Origin of the sequence: Rhodococcus sp. IEGM 1241, from assembly GCF_033142365.1 — a bacterium.
In the GTDB taxonomy this organism is placed as follows: Bacteria; Actinomycetota; Actinomycetes; order Mycobacteriales; family Mycobacteriaceae; genus Rhodococcus_F; species Rhodococcus_F erythropolis.
In genome coordinates this window covers 341,173-363,391 of sequence record NZ_JAWLSE010000002.1, presented here as the reverse complement: position 1 = coordinate 363,391, position 22,219 = coordinate 341,173, and the positions used below count along the sequence as shown (strand labels likewise).

At 59.9% G+C, this 22,219-nt stretch carries 22 protein-coding genes, 1 tRNA gene and 2 pseudogenes; 10 read left to right on the top strand and 15 right to left on the bottom strand.

Features of this window, described 5'->3' with window-relative positions; genetic code table 11:
• Positions 1–155: 155 nt before the first annotated feature.
• Positions 156–755 (bottom strand): DUF4236 domain-containing protein, encoded by a 600-nt coding sequence (locus R4P70_RS11335; protein ID WP_317830827.1) that lies wholly within the window; start codon positions 753–755, stop codon positions 156–158.
• 150 nt (positions 756–905) lie between these two features.
• Between R4P70_RS11335 and R4P70_RS11330 the strand changes: the two are divergent.
• Both R4P70_RS11330 and R4P70_RS32700 read left to right on the top strand, forming a co-directional pair.
• Positions 906–1,142: pseudogene (locus R4P70_RS11330) on the top strand (DUF5131 family protein); the annotation flags it as partial.
• Positions 1,130–1,309: pseudogene (locus R4P70_RS32700) on the top strand (hypothetical protein); the annotation flags it as partial. The pseudogenes R4P70_RS11330 and R4P70_RS32700, both read left to right, overlap by 13 nt.
• A 152-nt stretch (positions 1,310–1,461) precedes the next feature.
• On the opposite strand, the gene R4P70_RS11325 reads toward R4P70_RS32700, so the two are convergent.
• Both R4P70_RS11325 and R4P70_RS11320 read right to left on the bottom strand, forming a co-directional pair.
• Complete coding sequence (locus tag R4P70_RS11325) at positions 1,462–1,932, bottom strand: GNAT family N-acetyltransferase (protein ID WP_317830826.1); 471 nt, start codon at positions 1,930–1,932, stop codon at positions 1,462–1,464.
• A gap of 136 nt (positions 1,933–2,068) precedes the next feature.
• The gene (locus R4P70_RS11320; RefSeq protein WP_182262263.1) at positions 2,069–2,329 is read right to left on the bottom strand and encodes a hypothetical protein; all 261 of its coding nucleotides are present in this window, start codon (positions 2,327–2,329) and stop codon (positions 2,069–2,071) included.
• Positions 2,330–2,846: 517 nt separating this feature from the next.
• On the opposite strand from R4P70_RS11320, the gene R4P70_RS11315 reads away from it, so the two are divergent.
• Positions 2,847–3,266: an SMI1/KNR4 family protein gene (locus R4P70_RS11315; RefSeq protein ID WP_182262262.1), complete on the top strand. Its 420-nt coding sequence runs from the start codon at positions 2,847–2,849 to the stop codon at positions 3,264–3,266.
• 302 nt (positions 3,267–3,568) lie between these two features.
• Here the strand turns inward: R4P70_RS11315 and R4P70_RS11310 are convergent.
• Positions 3,569–3,641: transfer RNA gene (locus R4P70_RS11310), tRNA-Arg, on the bottom strand.
• 97 nt (positions 3,642–3,738) lie between these two features.
• Between R4P70_RS11310 and R4P70_RS11305 the strand changes: the two genes are divergently transcribed.
• Together R4P70_RS11305 and ssb are read left to right on the top strand one after the other, a co-directional pair.
• The gene (locus R4P70_RS11305) at positions 3,739–5,874 is read left to right on the top strand and encodes a cytochrome c oxidase assembly protein (protein ID WP_020970010.1); all 2,136 of its coding nucleotides are present in this window, start codon (positions 3,739–3,741) and stop codon (positions 5,872–5,874) included.
• Positions 5,875–6,055: 181 nt separating this feature from the next.
• Positions 6,056–6,469: a single-stranded DNA-binding protein gene (ssb, locus tag R4P70_RS11300; protein ID WP_007733347.1), complete on the top strand. Its 414-nt coding sequence runs from the start codon at positions 6,056–6,058 to the stop codon at positions 6,467–6,469.
• Positions 6,470–6,473: 4 nt separating this feature from the next.
• Here the strand turns inward: ssb and R4P70_RS11295 are convergent, their stop codons facing one another.
• The gene (locus R4P70_RS11295; RefSeq protein WP_153210821.1) at positions 6,474–6,932 is read right to left on the bottom strand and encodes a MarR family winged helix-turn-helix transcriptional regulator; all 459 of its coding nucleotides are present in this window, start codon (positions 6,930–6,932) and stop codon (positions 6,474–6,476) included.
• Between the two features lie 106 nt (positions 6,933–7,038).
• Here R4P70_RS11295 and R4P70_RS11290 point away from each other — a divergent pair, with 106 nt between their 5' ends.
• A complete protein-coding gene (locus R4P70_RS11290) occupies positions 7,039–8,856 on the top strand; it encodes an ABC transporter ATP-binding protein (protein WP_317830951.1) in 1,818 nt (605 codons plus the stop codon).
• A gap of 119 nt (positions 8,857–8,975) precedes the next feature.
• On the opposite strand, the gene R4P70_RS11285 is transcribed toward R4P70_RS11290, so the two are convergent.
• From R4P70_RS11285 to R4P70_RS11240, 10 genes are all read right to left on the bottom strand, one after another.
• Complete coding sequence (locus R4P70_RS11285; protein ID WP_218748112.1) at positions 8,976–10,664, bottom strand: FAD-dependent oxidoreductase; 1,689 nt, start codon at positions 10,662–10,664, stop codon at positions 8,976–8,978.
• 147 nt (positions 10,665–10,811) lie between these two features.
• A complete protein-coding gene (locus tag R4P70_RS11280; protein ID WP_030537580.1) occupies positions 10,812–12,011 on the bottom strand; it encodes an acyl-CoA dehydrogenase family protein in 1,200 nt (399 codons plus the stop codon).
• A 25-nt stretch (positions 12,012–12,036) separates the two neighbouring features.
• Positions 12,037–13,017 (bottom strand): NADPH:quinone oxidoreductase family protein, encoded by a 981-nt coding sequence (locus R4P70_RS11275; RefSeq protein WP_039973333.1) that lies wholly within the window; start codon positions 13,015–13,017, stop codon positions 12,037–12,039.
• The gene (locus tag R4P70_RS11270; protein ID WP_317830825.1) at positions 13,014–13,436 is read right to left on the bottom strand and encodes a MaoC/PaaZ C-terminal domain-containing protein; all 423 of its coding nucleotides are present in this window, start codon (positions 13,434–13,436) and stop codon (positions 13,014–13,016) included. Before R4P70_RS11270 ends, R4P70_RS11275 begins: the two co-directional genes overlap by 4 nt.
• Positions 13,433–13,882 carry a MaoC family dehydratase N-terminal domain-containing protein gene (locus R4P70_RS11265; RefSeq protein WP_317830824.1) on the bottom strand — a complete coding sequence of 150 codons (450 nt, stop codon included), beginning with the start codon at positions 13,880–13,882 and terminating at the stop codon, positions 13,433–13,435. Before R4P70_RS11265 ends, R4P70_RS11270 begins: the two co-directional genes overlap by 4 nt.
• A 27-nt stretch (positions 13,883–13,909) precedes the next feature.
• Positions 13,910–14,695 (bottom strand): SDR family oxidoreductase, encoded by a 786-nt coding sequence (locus R4P70_RS11260; protein WP_411742467.1) that lies wholly within the window; start codon positions 14,693–14,695, stop codon positions 13,910–13,912.
• Positions 14,688–15,563: an SDR family NAD(P)-dependent oxidoreductase gene (locus R4P70_RS11255; protein ID WP_317830822.1), complete on the bottom strand. Its 876-nt coding sequence runs from the start codon at positions 15,561–15,563 to the stop codon at positions 14,688–14,690. The genes R4P70_RS11260 and R4P70_RS11255 overlap by 8 nt, the downstream gene beginning before the upstream one ends.
• 1 nt (position 15,564) lies before the next feature.
• Entirely contained in the window at positions 15,565–16,713 is a 1,149-nt protein-coding gene (locus R4P70_RS11250; RefSeq protein ID WP_317830821.1) for an NAD(P)H-dependent flavin oxidoreductase, read from the bottom strand.
• On the bottom strand, positions 16,710–17,468 hold the full coding sequence (locus tag R4P70_RS11245) for a CoA-transferase (protein WP_317830820.1): 759 nt from the start codon (positions 17,466–17,468) through the stop codon (positions 16,710–16,712). Before R4P70_RS11245 ends, R4P70_RS11250 begins: the two co-directional genes overlap by 4 nt.
• Positions 17,465–18,328, bottom strand: a complete 864-nt coding sequence (locus R4P70_RS11240) for a CoA transferase subunit A (protein WP_394855724.1) — start codon at positions 18,326–18,328, stop codon at positions 17,465–17,467. Before R4P70_RS11240 ends, R4P70_RS11245 begins: the two co-directional genes overlap by 4 nt.
• Before the next feature lie 161 nt (positions 18,329–18,489).
• Between R4P70_RS11240 and R4P70_RS11235 the strand changes: the two genes are divergently transcribed.
• The 4 genes from R4P70_RS11235 (at position 18,490) to R4P70_RS11220 (ending at position 22,128) form a co-directional block, all read left to right on the top strand.
• Positions 18,490–19,122 carry a TetR/AcrR family transcriptional regulator gene (locus R4P70_RS11235; RefSeq protein WP_317559845.1) on the top strand — a complete coding sequence of 211 codons (633 nt, stop codon included), beginning with the start codon at positions 18,490–18,492 and terminating at the stop codon, positions 19,120–19,122.
• Positions 19,119–20,165, top strand: coding sequence for a phosphotransferase family protein (locus R4P70_RS11230; protein ID WP_317830819.1), 1,047 nt, complete (start codon positions 19,119–19,121; stop codon positions 20,163–20,165). The genes R4P70_RS11235 and R4P70_RS11230 overlap by 4 nt, the downstream gene beginning before the upstream one ends.
• 318 nt (positions 20,166–20,483) lie before the next feature.
• Entirely contained in the window at positions 20,484–21,362 is an 879-nt protein-coding gene (locus R4P70_RS11225) for an IclR family transcriptional regulator (RefSeq protein ID WP_317830818.1), read from the top strand.
• A 127-nt stretch (positions 21,363–21,489) separates the two neighbouring features.
• Entirely contained in the window at positions 21,490–22,128 is a 639-nt protein-coding gene (locus tag R4P70_RS11220) for a TetR family transcriptional regulator (protein ID WP_317830817.1), read from the top strand.
• Positions 22,129–22,219 lie beyond the last annotated feature (91 nt).

Here is a 22,219-nt window from a genome sequence, read left to right as displayed (position 1 = left end):
CGTGGTGGGCGACGAGGAATGATCCCGAAAACTGGCAGAAGATGGCAGAAGATGTGGCCGCACCGACCGATGCCGTACGTGATTTGCGAGGCCGAGGTGGCGATTCCGCTCCTCGCCCGACCCTCCCTACACAGGCAAAGCGCGGCGCGGGCAGATCAGTGACGCTTCTCGTCGCGCCACTCCTTCGGGGAGCGCGGCAGTTGACGTATGCGAGGCTTGGGGTTGTCCGGGTCCGCCGGTGTGAATCGGCCATAGATTCCAGCGTCTTCACCCTGAAGGTATTGCTTGTGCTGTTCCTGCGCTCGCTGAGCCATGCGTTCATCCTCGGCTCGCTTGGCCGCTAGACGATCCTGGCGAGACCGCCACATTTTTCGAACGATGACAAAGCAAATCCATACTGCGAGCGCAATTCCGCAGATGAGCAGAATTTGTCGCCAGAAATTGATGAGTAGAACGATCGCGACGATCACACCGACGATGATTGCGATCCCTACCGCTGTATCTGAGTTATTGGCAGCACCGGTCGGTCGAGACTCCCGTCCGGCCGTCCCGCTGGGCTTCTTCGTCGACTGCTTGCCGCCGATCACCTTCGTGTCCGAGATACCTGCACCGGGAACCCTCACGGTTCGTCGAACTTTGCCGTCGGCGCCGCGACCAACCCGCACAGGTCCACTGCCGGCGCTGATCCCAAAACCCTTGGTGGATGCAGTCACTCGGACAGGACCGAACTTCTTAGATTTCCGAAAGCTGACCATGTGTCATCTTCCCTGTCTATCGAGCCGCGCAGTCGCGCTCATTCTCACGTACATCTCGACATCCAACCAGAAATACTGGACATAACAGGAATTTCGGTCGGTTTCGGTCCGAAGTATCCGAAGTAGCAGAGGGGACCAGTTGACGGATAACCCGGTTTCGGTGTGACGGTCCATCCCTCGGCGCTTGATCAGCCGCGGAAGTGGCGTAATCCTCGTGTCGTGTTCGTGAATTCGATGAGTGACCTCTTCCATGCCAAGGTGCCGATTGGATTCGTGCGAGATGCCTTTGGCGTGATGCGGGAAACTCCTCAGCACACCTATCAGATTTTGACGAAACGATCACTCCGACTGAGTCGGATGGCAGACAAGATCGAATGGCCCGAGAACCATGCGGAGGTGAGCGATCAAGAGATGGTTCTTCGTGTCACCACGCTCGCGGGTTGCTCCCCGCGATCGCGACCGAGCTTGGGGTCTCGGTTGGCACTGCGGGCCTGCTGTTCTCAGCATTTGCGGTCGGTACGGTCATCGGTGCGACAGTTATGGCGGTCCTCTCTGCGGTGCCAGGCTGGCGCGTTTCCTTTCGCGGCCAAGACTTCGAACGCATTAGCAGTACTCCGGAAACAAGTGCACGCAAGCCTCTGCGCCGAGCACCATTGCAACGCCGTCACGCGAACGTGCCACTACCCAACCGAGCCACGACCTCCCCTCAGCGCCCGCTCGTCGAAGCTTTCGTTGCGCCGGTTGCGAAGTGGTGCATCCCATCCGCGTCGAGCCCTCGATGCGCCCAACCGAGCTCGCTGAAGAAGCGGTAAGCGGGCTCGTTCCCCTGGTCAACGAACGCAACCCACCCCGTCGTCGGCGGGTGCTCGGGCCACGAACGGACGCAGTCGATCGTTGCCCGGCCGAGCCCGTTCCTGCGCCGGCGCGGATCGATCGCGAGATCAGTGATGCCATGCTCGTGTCCGTTTGGGTCCCAAGCGCAGCCGACGAGCGCGACCGGATCGACACCGTCGAGCACCACAAGCTGCACACCCGAGTGGGTGGCGAGGACATACTCGAGCCACTCGTCGTCAAGCGGACCCAGCTCACGGTCTAGCGTCTCATCCTCGTACCAGCGCTGGATCCACGGCCAATCGGCATGGGTCATTAGCCGCGCCGCGAGGGTCTGCTCAGTCATGAGGTCTATTCTCTCGTTCTCGTTCTTTTTCAGGGCTTACTCTCATTCGGCGTTGGCAGCAGCTTGATCACGCGTGTGCCGTATGCAGCACAAGAATGCCGCCAGCCTCACCCGAGATAAGGGAGACGCGCCCTAGTCAAGTTTCGCCGGCGGATAGTCCCCGTAGACGCCTTCGTCGCGGCCGGCTAAGTACTTGCTGATGCTGCAGATTCGTGCGCTCGTCGAGGCCTTTGTAGTAGTCGGTCTTCACCTTGCGCATGTCGGCGCGGTACTTGCGAATGAACTTGAAGCCTTCGTGCGTCATCGGGATAACGAACGCCGCGATTACAACCCACAGCAGGATCCACAGCAATGTCTGCCAGTAGTTCGTAATGAAGACAATCAGCAAGAATGCCACGATGAATCCGACGGGCGTCCGTTATTTCGAGATGTATTCCGCGAAAAGTTCTTTATCTGATCGTGCATCGCAATCGTACGCGTGAGTACGGCGACCGTTATCGGTCGTGCGTTTCATGATTCGCATCGATGCGTCAGTTCGCTCTTCCAAGCTTGAACCCTTGTCGCTAATAATCTTTTGGTCCGCTTGAGTCTCCAGATATCCGGGCGTCAGTTCGGCGAAACCCGCACACTGAGTTGCCCTCGCTTCCTCGGCGGTGGGACCCGCGGGCTCGCTACTGCATCCGCTGATGAGTAGCGCCGCTCCGATAGCCGCGACTGCGGCGAACGGCATTTTCATGCCGGAATAGAACCAGACGGACCGGTCGTAACTGACATTTGATCTGCCTCAGTTGGTCGTAGTCTTCGGCTCCAGTGGCTTCCTGTTCGGCGACCCATGCGGGTGCGACACTCTTGCGCCAGACGCGCCGGCGTCCGAGTTTGAAGCTAGTGTCCCGCGCCGGTAGTAAGTTTCCGATATGGCTCTCGGAAACGGGTTGGTCGCTCGGATCGAGCGGACCGTGGACTTCTACGGTCCCGGCCGTCCGATTCCGGGAGACGAGCTTCACGCGCGATTGCATGCGCTCGACATCGTCCCGGACAAAGACTTCACCGAGTTCGTGGGACGTTGGGGTGGATGCTTCGTGGGCGTGTCAGTGCACGCATGGGACAACGCCGAGCTTATCGGTCGTGAGACATGCATCGAGCTGACCATTGAGGCGCGTGACGCATATGGTGCCCTCATCGACGGGGTGGTGTTCGCTGACGACGGGTCGGGGAATCCGATCTGGATCGCTGCGGACGGAAGCGTGTGCTTGGTCGACCATGACAACGGGAACACAGTTGTCCGACTGGCGGCCAGTTTCCGCACGCTGTTGGAGGAGAACGTCGACGACTGACTCGCGCGACTAACCCTTCCTCGGGGGTCGGATCTTCTCGGCTTACTTGGTCCAGATGAACGGCTTCGGGTTCTCATTCCATCCCTTGACCCCTGCCGTTGTTCGGCAAGATAGTCGACGATGAGTCGGAATTCGGCGCCTAGCTTGCGTCGAGAGACGTACACGCTCACCTGCGAACCGCTCAACACTTACTCAACACTTTGGTCGGGATTGCGCGGGATAACGCAGGATTATTGCATTGGTCGTATCTACGTACATGCTGGCCTAGAAGGTATTGAGTCCTGCGTAAACGGTACGAAAAGTGCCCCCGGCAGGATTCGAACCTGCGACCAAGAGATTAGAAGGCTCTTGCTCTATCCCCTGAGCTACGGAGGCGCGTGGAACATCATACTCGAGGGTTCGGGATGTGACGCGCGCCGCCCAACTCCGACGCGTTGTCGTAGTCGGTTCGCGAAGGTCCTACCCTTGAGGTATGGCTACACCCGACCTCGCGCCGACAGATTCCCCACCGGAGTCCACACAGCACAGCGGTGCACCCGCTTCGTCGACCGCGATATTCGTGGTCAGTGGACTAATCGCAGGGCTCACCGCAGCCATCGTGGTGGGATTCTCCGCGTCGCAGGCACTGACTCTTCTGGGTATCCCGGATCCAGGTCCGATCACCACATACGGCCTCCCCGCGATGCGCGCACTGGGGGAGATCGCCGCGGTCATCGCGATCGGGTCACTGCTGCTGGCCGCGTTCTTCGTACCGCCGCAGAAGTCGGGCGTCCTCGACGTCGATGGCTATCGAGCAGTCCGAACTGCATCGCACGCCGCGATCGTGTGGGCGATCTGTTCGTTCATGATGGTGCCCCTGACGCTCTCCGACACGTCGGGTCAGCCGTTCGCCGAAGCGATCAAACCGGCAAACCTCTGGTCGGGACTCGATCAGGTCGAGATCGCCGGCGCCTGGCGCTGGACGGCGATCATCGCGGTTGTTCTGGCGATCCTGGCCCGACTGACACTGCGCTGGTGGTGGACTCCGCTCCTGCTGCTGGTCGGTCTTCTCGGACTGATGCCGCTCGCTCTCACCGGTCACTCGTCTTCGGGCGGGTCGCATGATATCGCTACCAACAGCCTGATCCTGCACCTCGTGGCGGCTTCGCTCTGGGCCGGCGGCTTGTTCGCGCTACTGGCACACGCGCGGCGCGGCGGCGATTACACCGACGTAGCGGCTCGACGCTTTTCGACGGTCGCATCCATCTGCTTCGTCGTCATGGGATTCAGCGGCGTCATCAATGCGATTGTCCGTCTGCCTCTCGACGACGTGTTCACCACGACCTACGGACGATTGATCGTCGCCAAAACAGTTGCACTGATCATCCTCGGGTTCTTCGGTTGGGCTCAGCGGAGTCGGGCGCTACCGGCGCTGGCGGAGAACCCGAAGAGTCGCTCTGCCCTGATTCGATTTGCCGGCGCCGAAACGATCGTGATGGCGGCGACCATCGGTCTCGCGATCGGCCTCGGTCGTACCCCGCCGCCTCCGCCGCTGTCGATTCCCTCGATTCCCGAGGTCGAACTCGGTTACAACCTTCCGGACCCGCCGTCGTTCATGGCGTTCGTGACGGACTGGCGATTCGACCTCATGTTCGGCACCGCCGCAATTGCTGCGGCGATTCTGTACGGCATCGGCCTGCGCAAGCTGGCCAAGCGTGGAGACTCCTGGCCCGTCGGCCGAACCATCGCCTGGATGAGCGGTTGCGCGGTGCTCCTGATCGCCACGTCGTCCGGTGTCGGCAAGTACGCGCCGGCAGTCTTCAGCGTTCACATGGGCGCACATATGGCGCTGTCGATGTTGGGCCCAGTCCTGCTGGTTCTGGGTGCGCCGATCACTTTGGCTCTGCGGGCGCTCGATCCGGCGGGCAAGGACGGCGTGCCAGGCATTCGCGAGTGGATTCTGACCGCGCTGCACAGCCCGTTCTCACGATTCATCACCCACCCGATCGTGGCGGCAGTTCTCTTCGTCGGCGGTTTCTACGCGCTGTATCTCGGCGGAATCTACGGCGCGACCGTCGACTCGCACAGCGCTCACCTGCTGATGAACCTGCACTTCATCCTCAGCGGCTATCTCTTCTACTGGGTGGCGATCGGAATAGACCCGTCACCACGCCAATTGCAGCCGGTGACCAAGCTGGCGATGGTCTTCGGCTCACTTCCGTTCCACGCGTTTTTCGGCGTGGCATTGATGAGCACCACCGCCGTCATGGGCGGCGCGTACTTCCGCTCGCTCGGACTCGGTTGGAACAACGACCTGATCGGCGATCAGCAGCTGGGCGGCAGCATCGCGTGGGCGACCGGCGAGATCCCACTCATGGTGGTCATGCTCGCGCTGCTGGTTCAGTGGTCGCGCAGTGACGGAAGGACCGCGCGCCGAACGGACCGTGCGGCCGAGCGTGACCACGACGCCGACCTCGCTGCTCACAACGCTATGTTCGCAGAATTGGCCAGGCGGGACCGCGAGGGGTGGAAACCGCGTGAGGCTGCTGACGCGGAGACTGCAAGCGAGGACTCTGCGGGCGAGACACCCAGCGAGAAGAAATCCGACGAATCCTCCACTAGCACTTAGTTCCGACACTGCCCGGGCCGTTTGGCTCGGGCAGTGCTGTTTCTCCACAGCTGTCCCGCCGATGCACAGGTGGAAATCGAAATCCCGAGCCAGGCGTTTGCCGTTCCACAATCGAAACTGCCGACGCAATGATCGGCCCCGCGGCAGTTGGCGGGTTCTGGAGTTCGAAGGGGGATCGGACATGTACGAAACGCATGCAACGGTTGTCGGAACCGTCATCACCAATCCGGTGAAGCGGCAGACAACCAATGGCGAAGAGGTGCTGAGCTTTCGGATGGCGAGCAACACGCGACGCAAAGACGCGGTGACCGGAGAGTGGACGGACGGAGCGACCCTCTATCTCACGGTCAGCTGCTGGCGGCGGTTGGTCACCGGCGTCGGCGCATCCATCATGAAGGGTGATCCGGTCATGGTGGCGGGGGAGTTGCGCACCAACGAGTACACGACCAAAGAGGGTGTGCCTCGTTCCGATCTCGAGCTACGGGCGACTGCGGTAGGCGCGGACCTTGCTCGTTGCATCTCGAAGATCGAGCGTCAGAGCAAGCCGACGTCGGCGGAGAATGTCGAGGACGCAGTCGACACCGTCGCTGCGTGAGAACTCAGATCGAGGGTTTCGGGCAGTCGCGGGGCCGAGAGTCGTGCCCCGCGTCCACTCGCTCGAGAAGTTCGGTGAGAGTTGCTCGCTCCGATTCGTCGAGGTCGTCGAACACATCCGAGGATTCGCGTCGTTGAGCTTTCGCGACGTCGGCAGCCAGCGAAGCGCCGGCGTCGGTGAGCTCGAGTAATACAGCTCGCCGATCGTTCGGATCGGGAGTGCGGCGCACCCATCCGGCCTCTTCGAGGGAATCCACGACGTCGGTCGCCGACCGCGGAACGATGCGCAATCGCTCGGCAAGAAACCCGAGTCGAACCGGCTCGCCCACTCGGGTCAGTACTTGCAGCGCTCGGCTTTGCGACGGCGAGAGACCGAATGGTTCCAGCGCTGCCACTTGGCGTCGGCGGATGAGCCGTGCCACGGACATCACTACGTCGGTGAGTTCGCGCTCTCGGGAATGCATGGCGTCAGTCTAGCGTTGTTGGTGTCAGCCTCATAGTGAGGTAACCTCATCAATATGAAACTAGGGTGAGAAAGCCTCCAGGAGGTAGAACGTGAAACCAGATCACATGCGAAACATCGAACGATCCGCTGTCGAGATCACTCCGGCGGACTCCGTACCGGCAAAGCGCGTACTCGGACTGTTCGCGCCGTATCGAACTCAGATCGCCATCGTCACCGCGGTCATCACACTCAGCGCGATCGTGGCGTTGGGCAGTCCGCTGCTCCTACGCGAAATGCTCGACAAGGCGATCCCGGACAAGAACCTCGGACTCGTCAGCGTTCTGGCCATCGGCATGATCGCCATTGCCGTGATCACGAGCTGTCTCGGCGTGGCGCAGACTTGGATGTCCAACAGCATCGGCCAGAAACTGATGCACCAACTGCGTGTGCGGGTCTACTCGCATCTGCAGAATCAGTCGCTCGGATTCTTCGCTCGAACCCGAACCGGAGAAGTTCAGTCGCGCATTGCCAACGACATCGGCGGTATGCAGTCGGTGGTCACCAACACGGCAACGTCCATCGCGCAGAATGCAACGACCGTGGCAGCCACCATTGTTGCTCTGTTCCTTCTGGATTGGCGGCTTGCCATCTTTTCGCTGGCGATCTTGCCGGTGTTCATCCGTATCGCACGCAAGATCGGTGACGAGCGCCGCAAGATCTCGGGTAAGCGGCAGAAGCTACTCAGTGATCTGTCGGTCCAGGTGGAGGAATCTCTCTCCGTCAGTGGCATTCTCCTCGGCAAGACGACCGGCGCGAAGTCGGCTCTGACGGATCGATTCACCGAGCGTTCAGCGGAAGTCGCGGACGTCGAACTCCGGGCCATGATGGCCGGCAAGTGGCGCATGGCGACCATGTCGATCACTTTCGCGGCCATGCCCGCACTGGTCTACTGGTTTGCCGGTTTCACTCTCGATCACGGCAACACCATCACCGTCGGCACCCTCGTCGCATTCACCACACTGCAGACCCAATTGTTCCGCCCCACCATGATGCTGCTCAACACGGGCGTCGAGGTGCAGAGTTCGATGGCACTGTTCAGTCGCGTGTTCGAGTACCTGGATCTGCCGATCGACATTGCGGATCCGGAAGAGTCGAAGAGCTTCGACCGCACCAAGATGTCCGGCGAACTTCGGTTCGACCACGTCGACTTCTCGTATCCAGGAACCGACAGCAAGACTCTCGACAACATCGACCTCACGGTTCCGGCCGGCGGAACCTTGGCGTTGGTCGGCTCCACAGGTTCGGGCAAGACCACCCTCGGATACTTGGCGGCACGTCTGTACGACCCGACTGCGGGATCGGTGAGAATCGACGACATCGATCTGCGGGACCTCGATCTGGCGACGGTCTCCGATCTGGTGGGCGTGGTGTCGCAGGAGACGTACCTCTTCCATACGACGATTCGTGAGAACCTTCGGTTCGCGAAACCCGATGCCACCGACGCCGAGATCGAGCAAGCAGCGCGCATCGCGCAAATCCACGAGTTCATCTCCGGTCTCGACGACGGGTACGACACCATGGTCGGCGAGCGCGGCTACCGATTCTCCGGTGGTGAGAAACAGCGCATCGCGATCGCGCGCACAGTTCTGCGGAATCCGCCGATCCTGGTCCTCGACGAGGCGACGAGCGCCTTGGACAATCGCACTGAACGTGCGCTGCAGGACGCGCTCGACGAGCTGATGGTCGGACGCACCACTCTTGTTGTAGCGCACCGACTCTCCACGGTTCGAGATGCGGATCTCATCGCGGTCCTCGACCAGGGCGTGGTTGTGGAAAAGGGCACCCACGACGAACTGGTGAAGCAAGGCGGGCGGTACGCGCAGCTGCTTGCGGCTTCGGGTAGCGACGCGGTCGAACTGCCTGCGGAATTGCAGACTGTGTGACAGTGCGTCCATCGCGTTGGCGAGTCACCGAGCACCGACCAGAGGTGGCATGGATGGTTCGTCCAGGCCACCTCCGCGTGGTTGTACGTCGTGCCGACGGGAACGGGAACGACTCCGATCTATCGCGGGTCCTGTCGGCGGTCAGCTGCGTGGCGCGCCGCGATGTATCCGAAAACCATCGCCGGCCCGATGGTCGCGCCTGCCCCGGCGTAGTCGTTGCCCATGACCGCGGACGAGGTGTTGCCCGTCGCGTAGAGACCTGCAATCGGTTCACCGGAACTGTGCATGACCTGTGCATGTTTGTTGTAGACGAGCCCGCCTTTCGTTCCCAGATCGCCGGTTCGTAGTCGAATCGCGTAGTACGGACCTTCGTCGATCATGTCCATCGAGGGGACTGGCAATGTCGGGTCCCCGTAGTAGTTGTCGTACGCACTTTTTCCACGCTCGAAGTCTTCGTCTACACCGTTGTGCGCAAACCTGTTGTATCGATGCACAGTGAGAGCTAATTGTTTCTTCGGAAGTCCGAGGCGGCCGGCCAACTCGTCGAGCGTGTCGCCGGTGTAGAGGAGTTCGTTGTCGAACCAGGATTTCGGGAACTTCTGCCCCGGCATGATCGCTCCGATCTGATAGCGATTTTTGGCCTTCGCGTCGAAGATGAACCACGCTGGGTCGTGACCCCCGGCAATCTGGTTGTGGACGAATGTCACGTAGGGAGCGGATTCATTAGTGAACCGAACTCCGTTCTGGTTCACGATGATCGATCGGGGAACCGACCGTTCGGAGACCAATCCGTGCATGATCCCGTCAGGTCTCTTGAACGAGGGCATCCACCACGCGTCATCCATCAGGTCAACTGAGGCACCGATTTGTTGTCCCGCGCGGATGCCGTCTCCAGTGTTGTCGACTGAACCGAGGCTGTAGTTGGCGCTGGCGTTTTCCGGGAGATATTGCCGACGCATCTCGTCGCTCTGTTCGAAACCGCCGCAGGCGAGCAGTACGCCTTTGGAAGCTCGGATTCTGACAGTGCGGCCGTTGCGCTCGGCCACCACACCCACCACGCAATCATCGTCGTCGGTGATCAGCGATTCCATCGCAGTGTTCAGCCAAAGCGGAACGCCGGCTTGTTTGATCGCCAGGCGCAGACGGCCGACCAGGGCCTGCCCGAGTGTCTCCATGTGCCTTCTGGTCAGAACACTCTTCGCTGCACGCCACCCGGTTGCCAGCGCGGCACGTCGCCCTGCCCAGGTACGCATGACCATGTTCAGTTTCACGAACTCTTTGGATGTGATGTACAGACCGGCGGGAGTCGGAAGTGCGCCGGGGCGCAGACCGGACTCGTCGGTGCCGAGCATTTTCAGGTCGAAAGGAAGCGGTTCGATGGTACGTCCACGTGGGCGACCGCCCGGCTTCTCCGGGTGATAGTCCGAATAGCCCGTACACCATTGGAATCGCATGAGCGGGCTGGTCTTCTCGAGGAACTCGAACACGCGTGGACCTTCGTCGACGAATGCGTCGATGTTGTCCTCGGGAACTCCATCACCAACGACAGCTCGCATGTACGCCCGGACGTCGTCACGGCTGTCCGAGAGCCCTTCGCGGATGAGAGTTGGATTGTTGGGCACCCAGATGTTGCCGCCCGACAGCGCGGTGGTGCCGCCATAAACGTCTGCTTTTTCGATGACGAGGGTGTTCAGACCATTGGCGGCGGCTGCCAACGCCGCGGTCAACCCACCGGCACCGCTGCCGACAACGAGGAAGTCCACTTCGTGATCGAAGGACACTTCCCTTGATTTTGACGCGCGAGGCATTTGCCTCTCCTATTCAATTGGTTGAGGTTTTCTCTTCACGGGCCGCAGCCCGAAGGGGTTGACCGAGGTCAACCATGCGCTCGAGTGGACGAAGGCTGATGATTCAGCAATACAACGGCTTTCGCGGGCCTCGAACACCAATCGCCGTCAGCGGTGCTTGCGCAACTCGTGGCGTGCGACGCTCCTGATATGCACTTCGTCTGGTCCGTCGGCGATACCGAGGATCCGGGCACTCGCCCACATTCTCGCGATCGGGAAGTCGTCGGTGACACCGCCCCCTCCGTGGCACTGGATCGATCGATTCAGGACGTTGCGCGCGACACGAGGACCGATGACTTTGACTGCCGCGATCTCGATCTGAGCGCCCTTGGCTCCGACCTGGTCGATGAGCCATGCTGTCTTCAGCACCAGGAGGCGGGCCTGCTCGATTTCCATTCGCGATTCGGCGATCCAGGTCCGGACAACTCCTTGATCCGAGATCGGCCCGCCAAAAGCGTTACGAGACTGGGCACGTCGAACCATCAAGTCCAATCCGCGCTCCGCCATGCCGATGCAGCGCATGGCGTGGTGAATTCTGCCTGGACCCAGGCGCGCCTGTGCGATGGCGAACCCGTCTCCTTCGGACGCAAGCATATTTGTTGCCGGTACTCGAACGTTATCGAACCGAATTTCACAGTGGCCGTGTTGGTCGTGGTATCCGAATATCGGTAAACTGCGCACGATTTCGACTCCAGCGGTGGCGACGGGCACCAAGATCATCGATTGCTGCTTGTGTGGCTCTGCCTCGGCATTCGTCTTCCCCATGACTACCAGAATTTCGCACCGTGGGTCTGCTGCACCGGTCGTCCACCATTTTCGACCGTTCACGATGTATTCGTCGCCGTCCCGAACAATCGACGTCATGATGTTTCGGGCATCGGAGGACGCAACATCGGGTTCAGTCATGGAGAAGCCCGAACGCATTGTGCCGTCGAGCAGTGGTTGAAGCCATCGCTCCTTCTGCTCGCGGGTTCCCACCAGGTGCAGGATCTCCATGTTTCCGGTATCGGGCGCCGCGCAGTTGAGGGCTTCGGGGGCAATGTAGGGCGAGCGTCCCGTCACCTCGGCGATGTGGGCGTAGTCGAGGTGAGACAGTCCTGAGAGCGCCGGCATGAACAGATTCCACATGCCCTGGCGTCTCGCTTCCAACTTCAGCGACTCGACTACGGGTGGTAAGACGTGACTGCGAGGTCCTGCGGCCTCGAGTTGTTCGGAGTAAACCGACTCAGCTGGGTAGACGTGTTCGTCCATGAATGCTTCTAGACGCGCGATGATTTCGCGCGCAGCGGGGCTCGGAGCTAAGTCCATTGACGGCACCTTTTGTCGTGAATTGTCATTCGGGGTTGGTTGAGAGGATGACTTTGCCCAGCGCTCGTCGACTCATGACTTCCTCGAGTGCGGTAGGAGCATTGATCAGCGGGTGGATGCTGTTCACATGAGGAGACAGAGCGCCACCGTCGTACATGTCGAAGAGCGCTCGCATGTTGTCCGCGTTGCACTCCGGATTACGCTTCGCCCATGCGCCCCAGAGAACTCCATGTAGCGCCCCGCCAACGACGAGGAGGCGATTCATGCCGATCTTCGGAATCTGCCCCGAAGCGTAGCCAACCGTCAAATATCTTCCTGCGGTGGATAATGCGCGCACCGCTGTAGCGGCGTGATCTCCACCGACCGGGTCGTACACCACGTCTACACCGGACGGTGCGACCTGTGCGACTCGTTCGCGAAGGTTGCCCGTTGTGTAGTTGATCAACTCGTCTGCTCCATGTTGCTTACAGACCTCGAGTTTCGCTTCGGAGGACGCCGCCGCCACCACGCGTGCACCCAATGCTTTGCCGATCTCGATTGCGGTGAGCCCGACGCCCCCGGAGGCACCCAGGACGAGCAATGTCTCTCCTGGTTGGATCGCAGCTCGGTCGACGAGTGCGTGGTAAGACGTTCCGTAGGTAACCACGAATCCGGCAGCGTCGGAGAAACTCATGGAATCAGGGATGACAAAGACCTTGTCACTGGTGACCGCCACGAGTTCCGCGTATCCGCCCATGCCGCAGAAGGCCATGACTCGCATCCCCGGGGTGACCCCTTGGACGTCCGAGCCGACACTGTGCACTACACCCGCGACTTCCGACCCTGGAATGAAGGGGAGTGGGGGTTTAGTTTGATACGTTCCGGCGACGATCAACCCGTCGGGAAAATTGACACCCGCCGCCTTGACCGAGACGAGAACTTGGTTCGGTGTCGGCGTGGGATCGTCAATTTCTGTGAACTGCAGTTGATTCGGCAACCCCAGCTGGGTACATACGTGCGCCTTCACGGCCGCTCCGACGGTACGAGGGGCGTCCGCACGAAGGTTGCCCACGCCTTGACCGCCAATCCGCCGGTCTGCCGCGTGCAGGCGAGTTCGACGTCGATCTTGTCACCGTCGTCGTCCGCATAGGTTCGTTCGACAAGCGCTGAGCATGTCAGAGTGTCTTCGGGCCAAACCTGTTCGAGGAACCGAACTCGTATCGCTCGGATGTTCTCTGCACCCAGCCAATCGGTGGCGAAGGTGGCCAGGAGCCCAGCTTGGAACATCCCGACCGAAAACGGACTCGGGTACCCCGCCGCCTCGGCGAAAACCTGGTCGTGATGAATCGGATTCATGTCTCCCGACGCACCCTGGTACCTGACGAAATCGGTGCGGGATACCGGACCGACAACCCACGGGGTCGGGACTGACACTGTGTTGATCAAGATTCCTCCACAGTCGGTCGAGCAGTTTCTACTCCGGTCATAGTTGCCCGAGCAATGAGATTTCCCTGTTCGTCTTCGAAATCCGTTGTCATCACGGCAAAAGTCATCTCGCCGCCCTTCCGTCCCTGCTTCGTGTAGATGTCGACGATCCGCGAAGTGCAGTTCAGGCGAGTACCTGCGCGGGGAGGAGGACCGAAGAACTCGTACTTCTGTTCGGCATGGAGTCCGCGTTTGCCGTCGAGTTCGACCTTTTGCCACGGGTCCGAGCCCTCTGTCTGCCAGAGGAGGGTTGTGGTGAGGAAAGTCGGGGGCACTACCGGGAACTCGTCTTCGACATAGTTCCGATTGCTCGAATACGTGGCAGCGGCGAACTCACGAATCTTGCCACGCTCGACGTCCATACGGAACGGGATGCCCGAGATACCTACTGACTTTTTGTCGACCACAGCTTCTCCTTCAGACCCCATGTGCGGCTATGCATGTTGGCTACTTACCGAGACCACTTCGCCCGTCATGTACGACGAGTAGTCGCTTGCAAGAAAGACCATGACGTTGGCGACCTCCCACGGCTGTGCCGCGCGACCGAAAGCCTCACTCTTGCTGAGCTGTTCGAGCAGTTCGTCGCTGGTCACCTTGGCAAGGTGAGGATGCATCGCGATGCTCGGTGCAACGGCGTTGACCCGGATTCCGTGCGGTGCGACGTCGAGTGCAGAGCATCGTGTGAGCGCCATGACGCCGGCTTTTGCTGCGGCGTAGTGCGACTGCCCTTCCTGCGCACGCCAGCCGATGACCGACGCGTTGTTGACGATCACCCCCGAACCTCGTGGAATCATGACTCTCAACACTGATCGTGTGGTGCGGAAAGTGCTCGTCAGGGTCACATCGAGTACCGAACTCCACTGCTCGTCGGTCATGCTTTGAATGCTCGCCGTCCCGCCGAGGCCTGCGTTGTTGATGAGGACGTCGATGGATCCATGCTCGGCAACCACCCGATCGACCATTGCGTCGATCTGCTGATTGTCGGTGACATCGCAGGGAACAGTGAGTGGACGAGTGCCGAACTCGGACTCGATGCGGTCGGCGGCCGCGATCAATCTGCGCTCATGCCGGTCACTGATTGTCAGCCGGGCACCTTCGGCAGCAAAGCGTTGTGCCGCTGCGAATCCGATTCCAGTTCCCGCTGCTGCCGTCACCAGAACGGATTTGCCTTCAGCAAGGCCGTGTCCCGGGCCAGGGATCGGCGCAGTCGTCTCAGACAATTTCACTCATCGCCTCTGTCAACTCTTCCACCGACCATCGCGAGTCTCTGACGATGGTCTTCCCGTACTGCCACCCGAGAAACTGGCGGACTTCGCCGCCTTTCGCGTAAAACACCTGACCAGTAGCAGGGCAGCTCTCGGTGAGCAGATAGGCCACAACCGGCGAGACGTTGCCTGGATGATACGTATCGAATGCACTCGGATCGTCAGGTGCTGCAACAAGTTCCTTGATGCCGGGGACGTTCTCGGTCATCCGTGTCCTGGCCACAGGGGTAATTGCGTTGACTCGCACACCGTATCGGCCGACTTCCTGCGCGAGGATCGTTGTCAGCGCAGCGATCCCGGCCTTCGCGGCGCCGTAGTTGCTCTGACCGACGGCACCGAGCAGCCCGGAAGTACTCGATACGTTCACAATCGACGCCGCTACGGGTTCGCCCGACTTCGAACGCTCGCGCCAGTAGTTGCCGAATACCGTGCAGGGCGCGAATGTAGCGCGTAGTTGTCCCGAGATCACGTCGTCCCAATCGGCCTCTGGCAAATTCAGAAACATTCGATCACGCAGGATGCCGGCATTGTTGACCAGGCCGTCGACCGAGCCGAATGCCTCGAGGGCCAGGTCCAGGAGTTCGCTCGCGCCGTCGATCGTCGTGACGTCCGCGACACTGGCAACTGCAATTCCTCCGGCCGCGACGATTTCGTCGACGACCGATTTAGCAATGGTGATGTCGTTTCCGTGCCCGTCCGGTCCGGAGCCGGTGTCGTCGACAACTACTTTTGCGCCCTCGGCTGCTAGTAGCAGGGCGTGCTCGCGGCCCAAACCACGTCCGGCGCCGGTTACTACGATTACTCGATCTTTGAGCTGATTCATTTCAGTTCGTTGTTCCTTTCACGTTTTCAGCCGACAAGACTCGGCTGTCCAGTTCGGGTTCGGGTGCGGGTGCGGGTGCGGGTGTGAGTCGAGCAAGAACGGCCTCCGCGTCCTGCATGATGCGTTCGACGAGTTCGGCGCTACTGGGGATGTCGTCGATCAGTCCGACAACCTGCCCGGTCGCCATGACGCCGATGTCCGTGCGGCCGTCGAGGAGTGCGGATCGGTACAGCATCGGTGCGTTGGCGGCCATAACAACTTGCCGCCAGCCGAGTTCGTGGCTTTTCCGCATTTCCAGACCTTCACGAATCAGCCTTGACCAGGGCGTGCCCGAGAGACGTTGGAAAGCAATAGCATTGCGGGCGGCGCGCAACATGCGCGTCGGTCCGTGGCTTGATTCGAGTTGATCGATCGTTCCTGCGCGCAGCACACGCTGAGGAACCCCGTCGATCTCGAGGGTGACGACGGTGTCGTTGACTGACTTGGAGAGGTAGACATCTTTGACTGCCTGAGACACGGGTGAATCGCTGGTGAGCATGAAGCGAGTGCCCATCGCGATTCCGTCTGCACCGTAGGCGAGCGCTGAGACGAGACCTCGGCCGTCGAAATATCCGCCTGCCGCGATCACCGGGATGTCTACGGCGTCGACTACCTGTGGCAGAAGCAAACTTGTGGGGACTGCGCCTGTGTGTCCACCGCCCTCGCCGCCTTGAACGACGACTGCGTCGACTCCCCATGCCGCAACTTTCTCGGCATGCCTGCGGGCTCCGATCGACGGCACGACGACAAGGCCTGCATCTTTGAGTCGGCCGATCTGCGCCTGGTTCGGTGCGAGCGCAAAGGAGGCGATCTTGACCCCCGATTGAATGAGAAGTTTGATTCTGCGATCGATGTCGTCCTGGTTGGCTCGCAAGTTCACGCCGAATGGTTGGTCGGTGCGGTCTTTGACGTAATCGATGGCGCTGCGGAGTTCGTCGTAGGTCAGCATCGCCCCGGCGATGATGCCCAAACCGCCGGCTGTGGTTGTGGCCGCCGTAAGTCGGGCGTCTGAGACGTACCCCATGCCGGTCTGCACGATCGGATACTTCACACCGAAGAGTTCGCAGATGCGAGTGTGAAGTGGCCCGGTACCTGAGTTCAGCACGGTCATGCCGGTACTTCCTTGTCACGTAGGTTCCGTGGATCGATGACGTTGCGAATCAGGTCGAGTTCTTCGCTTGTGGGGGTTCGAGTAGTGGGCACGGCTTTGGGTAGGTGGAGTTCGAACCCGGTTGCGGCTACTACTTCGTCGACGGTTACGCCGGGGTGAGTCGACACCAGACGCAACTGTCCGCTATCCGGCTCGAAGTCCAAAACTGCGAGATTTGTTACAACTCTTCGCAACTCGTGGTAGCGGCTGGCCGACGGTCCGGCCTTGCGCGCATTGTCGTTTCCGACACCGGAGACCATGTCGACCTGCGAAGTGAGAACGCGTGCACTGTGTTTCGGTACCCAGTAACTTGTCGGGTGATGCACGGTATTGCTCGGCGCTCCGCGGACTCCCAAGAGTTGCACTGTCGGCCGCGAATGATCACCTATCGCGGAGATGTTGCAGTTCCCATAGGAATCGAGCTGCGTGGGAATCATCATGATGTGGCGTTTGCCATTCCAGACGAGATTGAAGATCTGGTTGAAGGGCAACCACGATTCGACCTCGCCTGCCGGAGTTCCGTCGACGGCCCAGGTGCCGCGCACGGCTGACGCCTCTCCGTCGGACAAAACGAGATCGGGTTCGAAAGTGTGACGCGCCAATCGCACACCGATTGCAGGTATCACGCCGAATGCGCTCGCGATCACTTCACCGTTGCCTCGGTACGCCTCGGCGCACGCGATCGCGCAGACCTCTGCCCGAGTGGCGGCGCTCATGCCGGCACTCCTTCGAATTCCGCAGCGACGAGTCGCTGATAGTCGGCCTCGGAGCCGGACAGATATCGGTCGACGAAGCGTTGCCAAGCTTCTGGATCTTTTGCTGCAGTGGCATATTCGCGTTGGAAAGCCTCGTCACGGTCGTAGTCGGGTACGCAGGATGTGAAATGCGCACCACCTGGAGCGTGAACGACGCCCGATACAAGCAACCGGGGAATTCGAATCGTCGACGGATGTGCATCCGCGGTCAACTCCGCAGTGGGAACCACTTGTTCGCAAGAGACATAGACCGATTCGGCAGCTAGGCAGAACAAGTCGTCGAAGTACAGGTCCGGCCCGAGGTATTGGGCATTGCCATGTATGTCCGCGCGGTTCATATGTACCAGCGCGGCATCGAGGGGGAGTGCCGGCATCGCAACCAATGATTCGCCCGCATAAGGATCGACGATCGTCTGCAGTTCCGGATTGACCCGGAGAACGTCGGAACCGAGTCCCGCGCGAGTCGGTAGGTAGGGCATGCGGATCCCGGCCGCGTACAGACCCCATTGGAGCATGCCCTCGTCGTATTCGTTGACCTCGATACGACCAGCCTGTCGGGCTGCTCTGAAATGAGGGTCCAGGGGTATCGAGTCCAGCGAGACGAAACCGAACACAACCCTTCGAACCTTTTCGGCTGCGCACAACAACCCCACATCAGCTCCGCCGTACGACACAACGGTTAGATCGGTCAGTTCTGACTTGAGGATCTCTCGGACGAGTGACATCGGCTTCCGGCGCGAACCCCACCCCCCGATTCCGATTGTCATTCCCGATCTCAGTCGACTTACGACATCTGCTTCCGACATTGTCTTGTCCGACACGCGTCCGTCCTCTCCTGGTATTTCACGAGCACTCTAAATCTCGTATCAAACGTTTGCTACGCGGTACGGAGCGACTGTAGCAAACGTTTGATGCGGGGTATAGAGTCAAAATTGCAACCTCGTCAGAGGTGACACGTTGAAGACTCATCAGGAGGACTTGAATGGAATGGTCGGATCGCCACGACTTGATACTCGAACACGCTGCAGAACTGTTCGCCACCAAGGGAATTGCGGGGACGAAGGTTCGCGATATCGCTGATGCGGTGGGAATCCTGTCTGGAAGCCTTTATCATTACTTTCCATCGAAAGACGCAATCGCGAATACGATTGTCACGCGTTACCTTCAGGCGCTCACGAGCGCATACGGATCGATTCTGGAATCCGCCGGTGACCCACGTGGTCGCCTCGGTTCGCTGGTACGAGCTTCGTTCCAGGTAAGTCAGGCGCACCCACACGCTTCCGAGATATATCAGAACAACAGCACTTATCTCCGGAAGCTCGACTCGTATCACGACATCCGTGAGGCCGCCCGTAGCACCAAGGATGCCTGGATCGCGGTTATCGAATCCGGTATGAGCGCAGGCGAGTTTCGATCGGACTTGCCGGCTGAGATTCTCTACGGCCTGATTCGTGACGCTGTGTGGTTGTCGCTCCGATGGTTCAGCCCCACAGAGGAGTTCGGTCTTTCAGAGCTCGCCGATGCCGTTGTTTCGGTATTTCTCGACGGCATCGATGCGCCGCTGAAATCAGCATCTGTCGGAAGTGGTTCCGCGCGAGAGGGTGCGAGGTCGTGAACCCGGCACCGCATGGCGACAACGGTTTGTGTGAGCCCCTGGTGGCGGCGTGGTTCCGTGAGTATCTGCCCGAGGCCACGCAAGGATTGGTCGAATTCGAACGGATCGCCGGTGGACGTTCGAATCTGACTTACTCGGTGAGAGACGAGGTAGGTTCTCGATGGGTGCTACGTCGGCCCCCGCTCGGAATCAGGCATGCATCCGCCCATGATGTAATTCGCGAAGCTGACATTCTCGAGCGACTGCAGAACGTGCCGGTTCCGACACCGATCGTTGTAGGCAAATGCATTGACGAATCTGTGACTGGTGCTCCGTTCTTTGTCATGGACTTCATCGACGGCGCAGTCCTGCGTGATCCGGAGGTAGTACGCGCGAAAATCCCGTATGAAACTCGAGCCGGATTGGCCGCGGAACTGGTTCGCAATCTGGCCGCGCTGCACTCGGTCGACCCTCGTGAGATCGGATGGAATGCTCTGGCCGATCGGACGGACTACATCGATCGTCAGTTAAATCGGTGGTTGCGGAACTGGAAGGGTGATCGTGTGCGAGATAGCCTCGACCTCGAACGCACACATGCCAAGTTGTCTCAAAATGTTCCCGCTCAGCGCGGTAGTAGGGTCGTGCACGGTGACTTTCGTCTTGACAACTGCATTGTCGGCGCCGACGGCGCGATCGCCGGAATACTGGATTGGGAACTGGCCACGGTGGGTGACCCCTTGGCAGACCTGGGTCAACTGTTGGTCTATTGGGCCGAACCCGATGACGATGTTTGTGCATTGGAGAATGCTCCGACTCGAATCGAAGGTTTCCCGTCGCGCGATGAGTTGTTGGACGTCTATATCTCTGCGGCCCAACCAGTTTCGGACTTCAATATCGACTTCTACATTGCGTTCAACTGGTGGAAGATCGCATGCATTGTCGAGGGTGTGTACAGCCGGGCGCTGCGTGGCGCGATGGGCGAAATCGAGCGGTCGGCGGAATCGTTCGGCGCCCAGGCGGACAGGCTTGCGGCACAAGCGTGGCGAATGGCCCAACGGGTTTGACGGATATCTTCCGTCCGACTTTCTGGCCTAGTGGAATTTGCTTCCGGGGCAACGTGTTTCGATCTTCTCTGTTCATATTGTGGCGTTGACGTCCACTGTGATCCTTCTGTGAATGCTCCTGAAGTTTTTCTCGCTACACCCTATGCCAACATGGCACAATGTGTCACACTGGGGTTGCTCGAACACTCGACAGTGACGGACGGCCTGGTGTCGCGGTGCTGTTGCAGCGGGCGGTAACCAGTAAGCCCGGGTAGCGCTTTTCGGCTCCACGTGCCCCATATGCACCATCAATTGTGGGAATAACTCCAAGGAATTCGCATGCAAGCTTTCGCTCTGGCAGACGCTACTACCCCGGTGGGGGTCCTGGATCGACTGGCGTCGATCATGGATGCTTTCGAGGTGTCCGGACAGCTCACCCTCCGTCAAGTTTCGCGAATTACCGGCTTGCCTCGTTCGTCGGCACATCGCATGCTCGAACAACTCGTCGCCAAGAAGTGGTTGCGGCGGGATGGTAGTGATTACACGCTTGGAATCAGGTTGATGGAGCTGGGAAGCCTTGCAATACACCAGGATCGATTGCATTCGGTCGCCTTGCCCTTTCTCCGTGAACTGCATCGAGTGACCGGACTGGTAGTGCAGTTCGGAGTGCTGGACGCATCGGATGTTGTGTACCTCGACAAGATCGGCGGAATGCTGGCCGGTGTAGTTCCTACTCGGGTCGGCGAACGTTCTTTGGCTGAGAGGTCAGCCCTTGGGCGCGTGCTCCTTGCGTTCGGAGGCTTCCCTGTTGGCGCTGAAGCGCCGATGGGTCTGAGACAGGAACTCAGTCGAATCCGTGAATCCGGCGTTGCGTATGGGGCCGGACTGTTGAGTCCCGGCGTCAATTGCGTTGCAGCGCCGGTTGGGTCGCAAGGAAGTATCATTGCTGCCGTTTCCGTTTCCGGACCGCCGGCGATGCTCAAACTTGACTACCGAAGTGCGGTACCTGTCCGCCTTGTAGCGTCATCGATTTGGAGAGTGGTCGGCCAATCTGGGACTCAGTTCGACGTTCAACGCAGCATGCGGGAACTCCGTTCCTTGCCATCGGCAGGGTCGCAGGCGCTTGCATTCATGAACGTCAATGACAGGCATGTCGGGCCTTCGCAGCCAGCTCGAATCTCGACTAACGGTGACGGGGGAGAGACGAGGCTGGCCTGACGGCTCGATGTCCGGCCGGTGGCGGAACTGATCGAAGGTGAATCGGACGTTCCATGACTTCCGAAGTGGACGAAGCGACCCTTCCCGTTCTGCTCCCAGAATGGGTGGCGCACCGTGCCATACTGGCATGATGGATGATTCAGCGTCTACCGCCCCGTCGCTCACTCAACGGCGGAAGGATCAGACAAAGCTGGAGATATCACGTTGTGCCGCAGAGCTGTTTGTCGCTCGCAGCGAGAATCCGGTGACGGCCGACGAGATTGCACGCGCAGCCGGCATCGGACTTCGCACATTCTATCGGTACTTCCGTACTAAGGAAGATGCAGTGAGGCCGATACTCGCCAACGGGATCGAGGATTGGCTCGGGTATATCGCATCCAGTTCGTCGGGTATGCCGGTTGTCCAGGCGCTGGAATCCGCCGCCCGCGTCGCGCTGAATTCACCTGCTGCAACACCCGATGCGATTGCGTTGATTCGCCAACTTCAAAGGATTATTCCTGGCGATCCGGCGCTTCAGAACGTGTGGTTGAGTTTGGTCGACGACACCGAGACTGCATTGGTACTCGTACTGCGTGAATTGATCGGACCCGGCGCAGATCCACTGGAAGTTCGTTTGCTTGCAATTGCAGCGAACACGGCCCAGCGGATGGCCGTTGCCGCGTGGGTTGACGGGGAGTCCCCGGCGTATGGCGACGGCTCGCCTGCGGAAGTTGCGGTGAGGTGTATTCGCATTCTGACCGCGGGACTGGGGCACGTGTCGACCTGAACGCCGCTGACCTTGTCGCGTTCATATTGATCGGCGCTGTAAAGAACTACCGTTCTACTTCCGCATTTTTCTAGAACGTGTTCTACTTTAT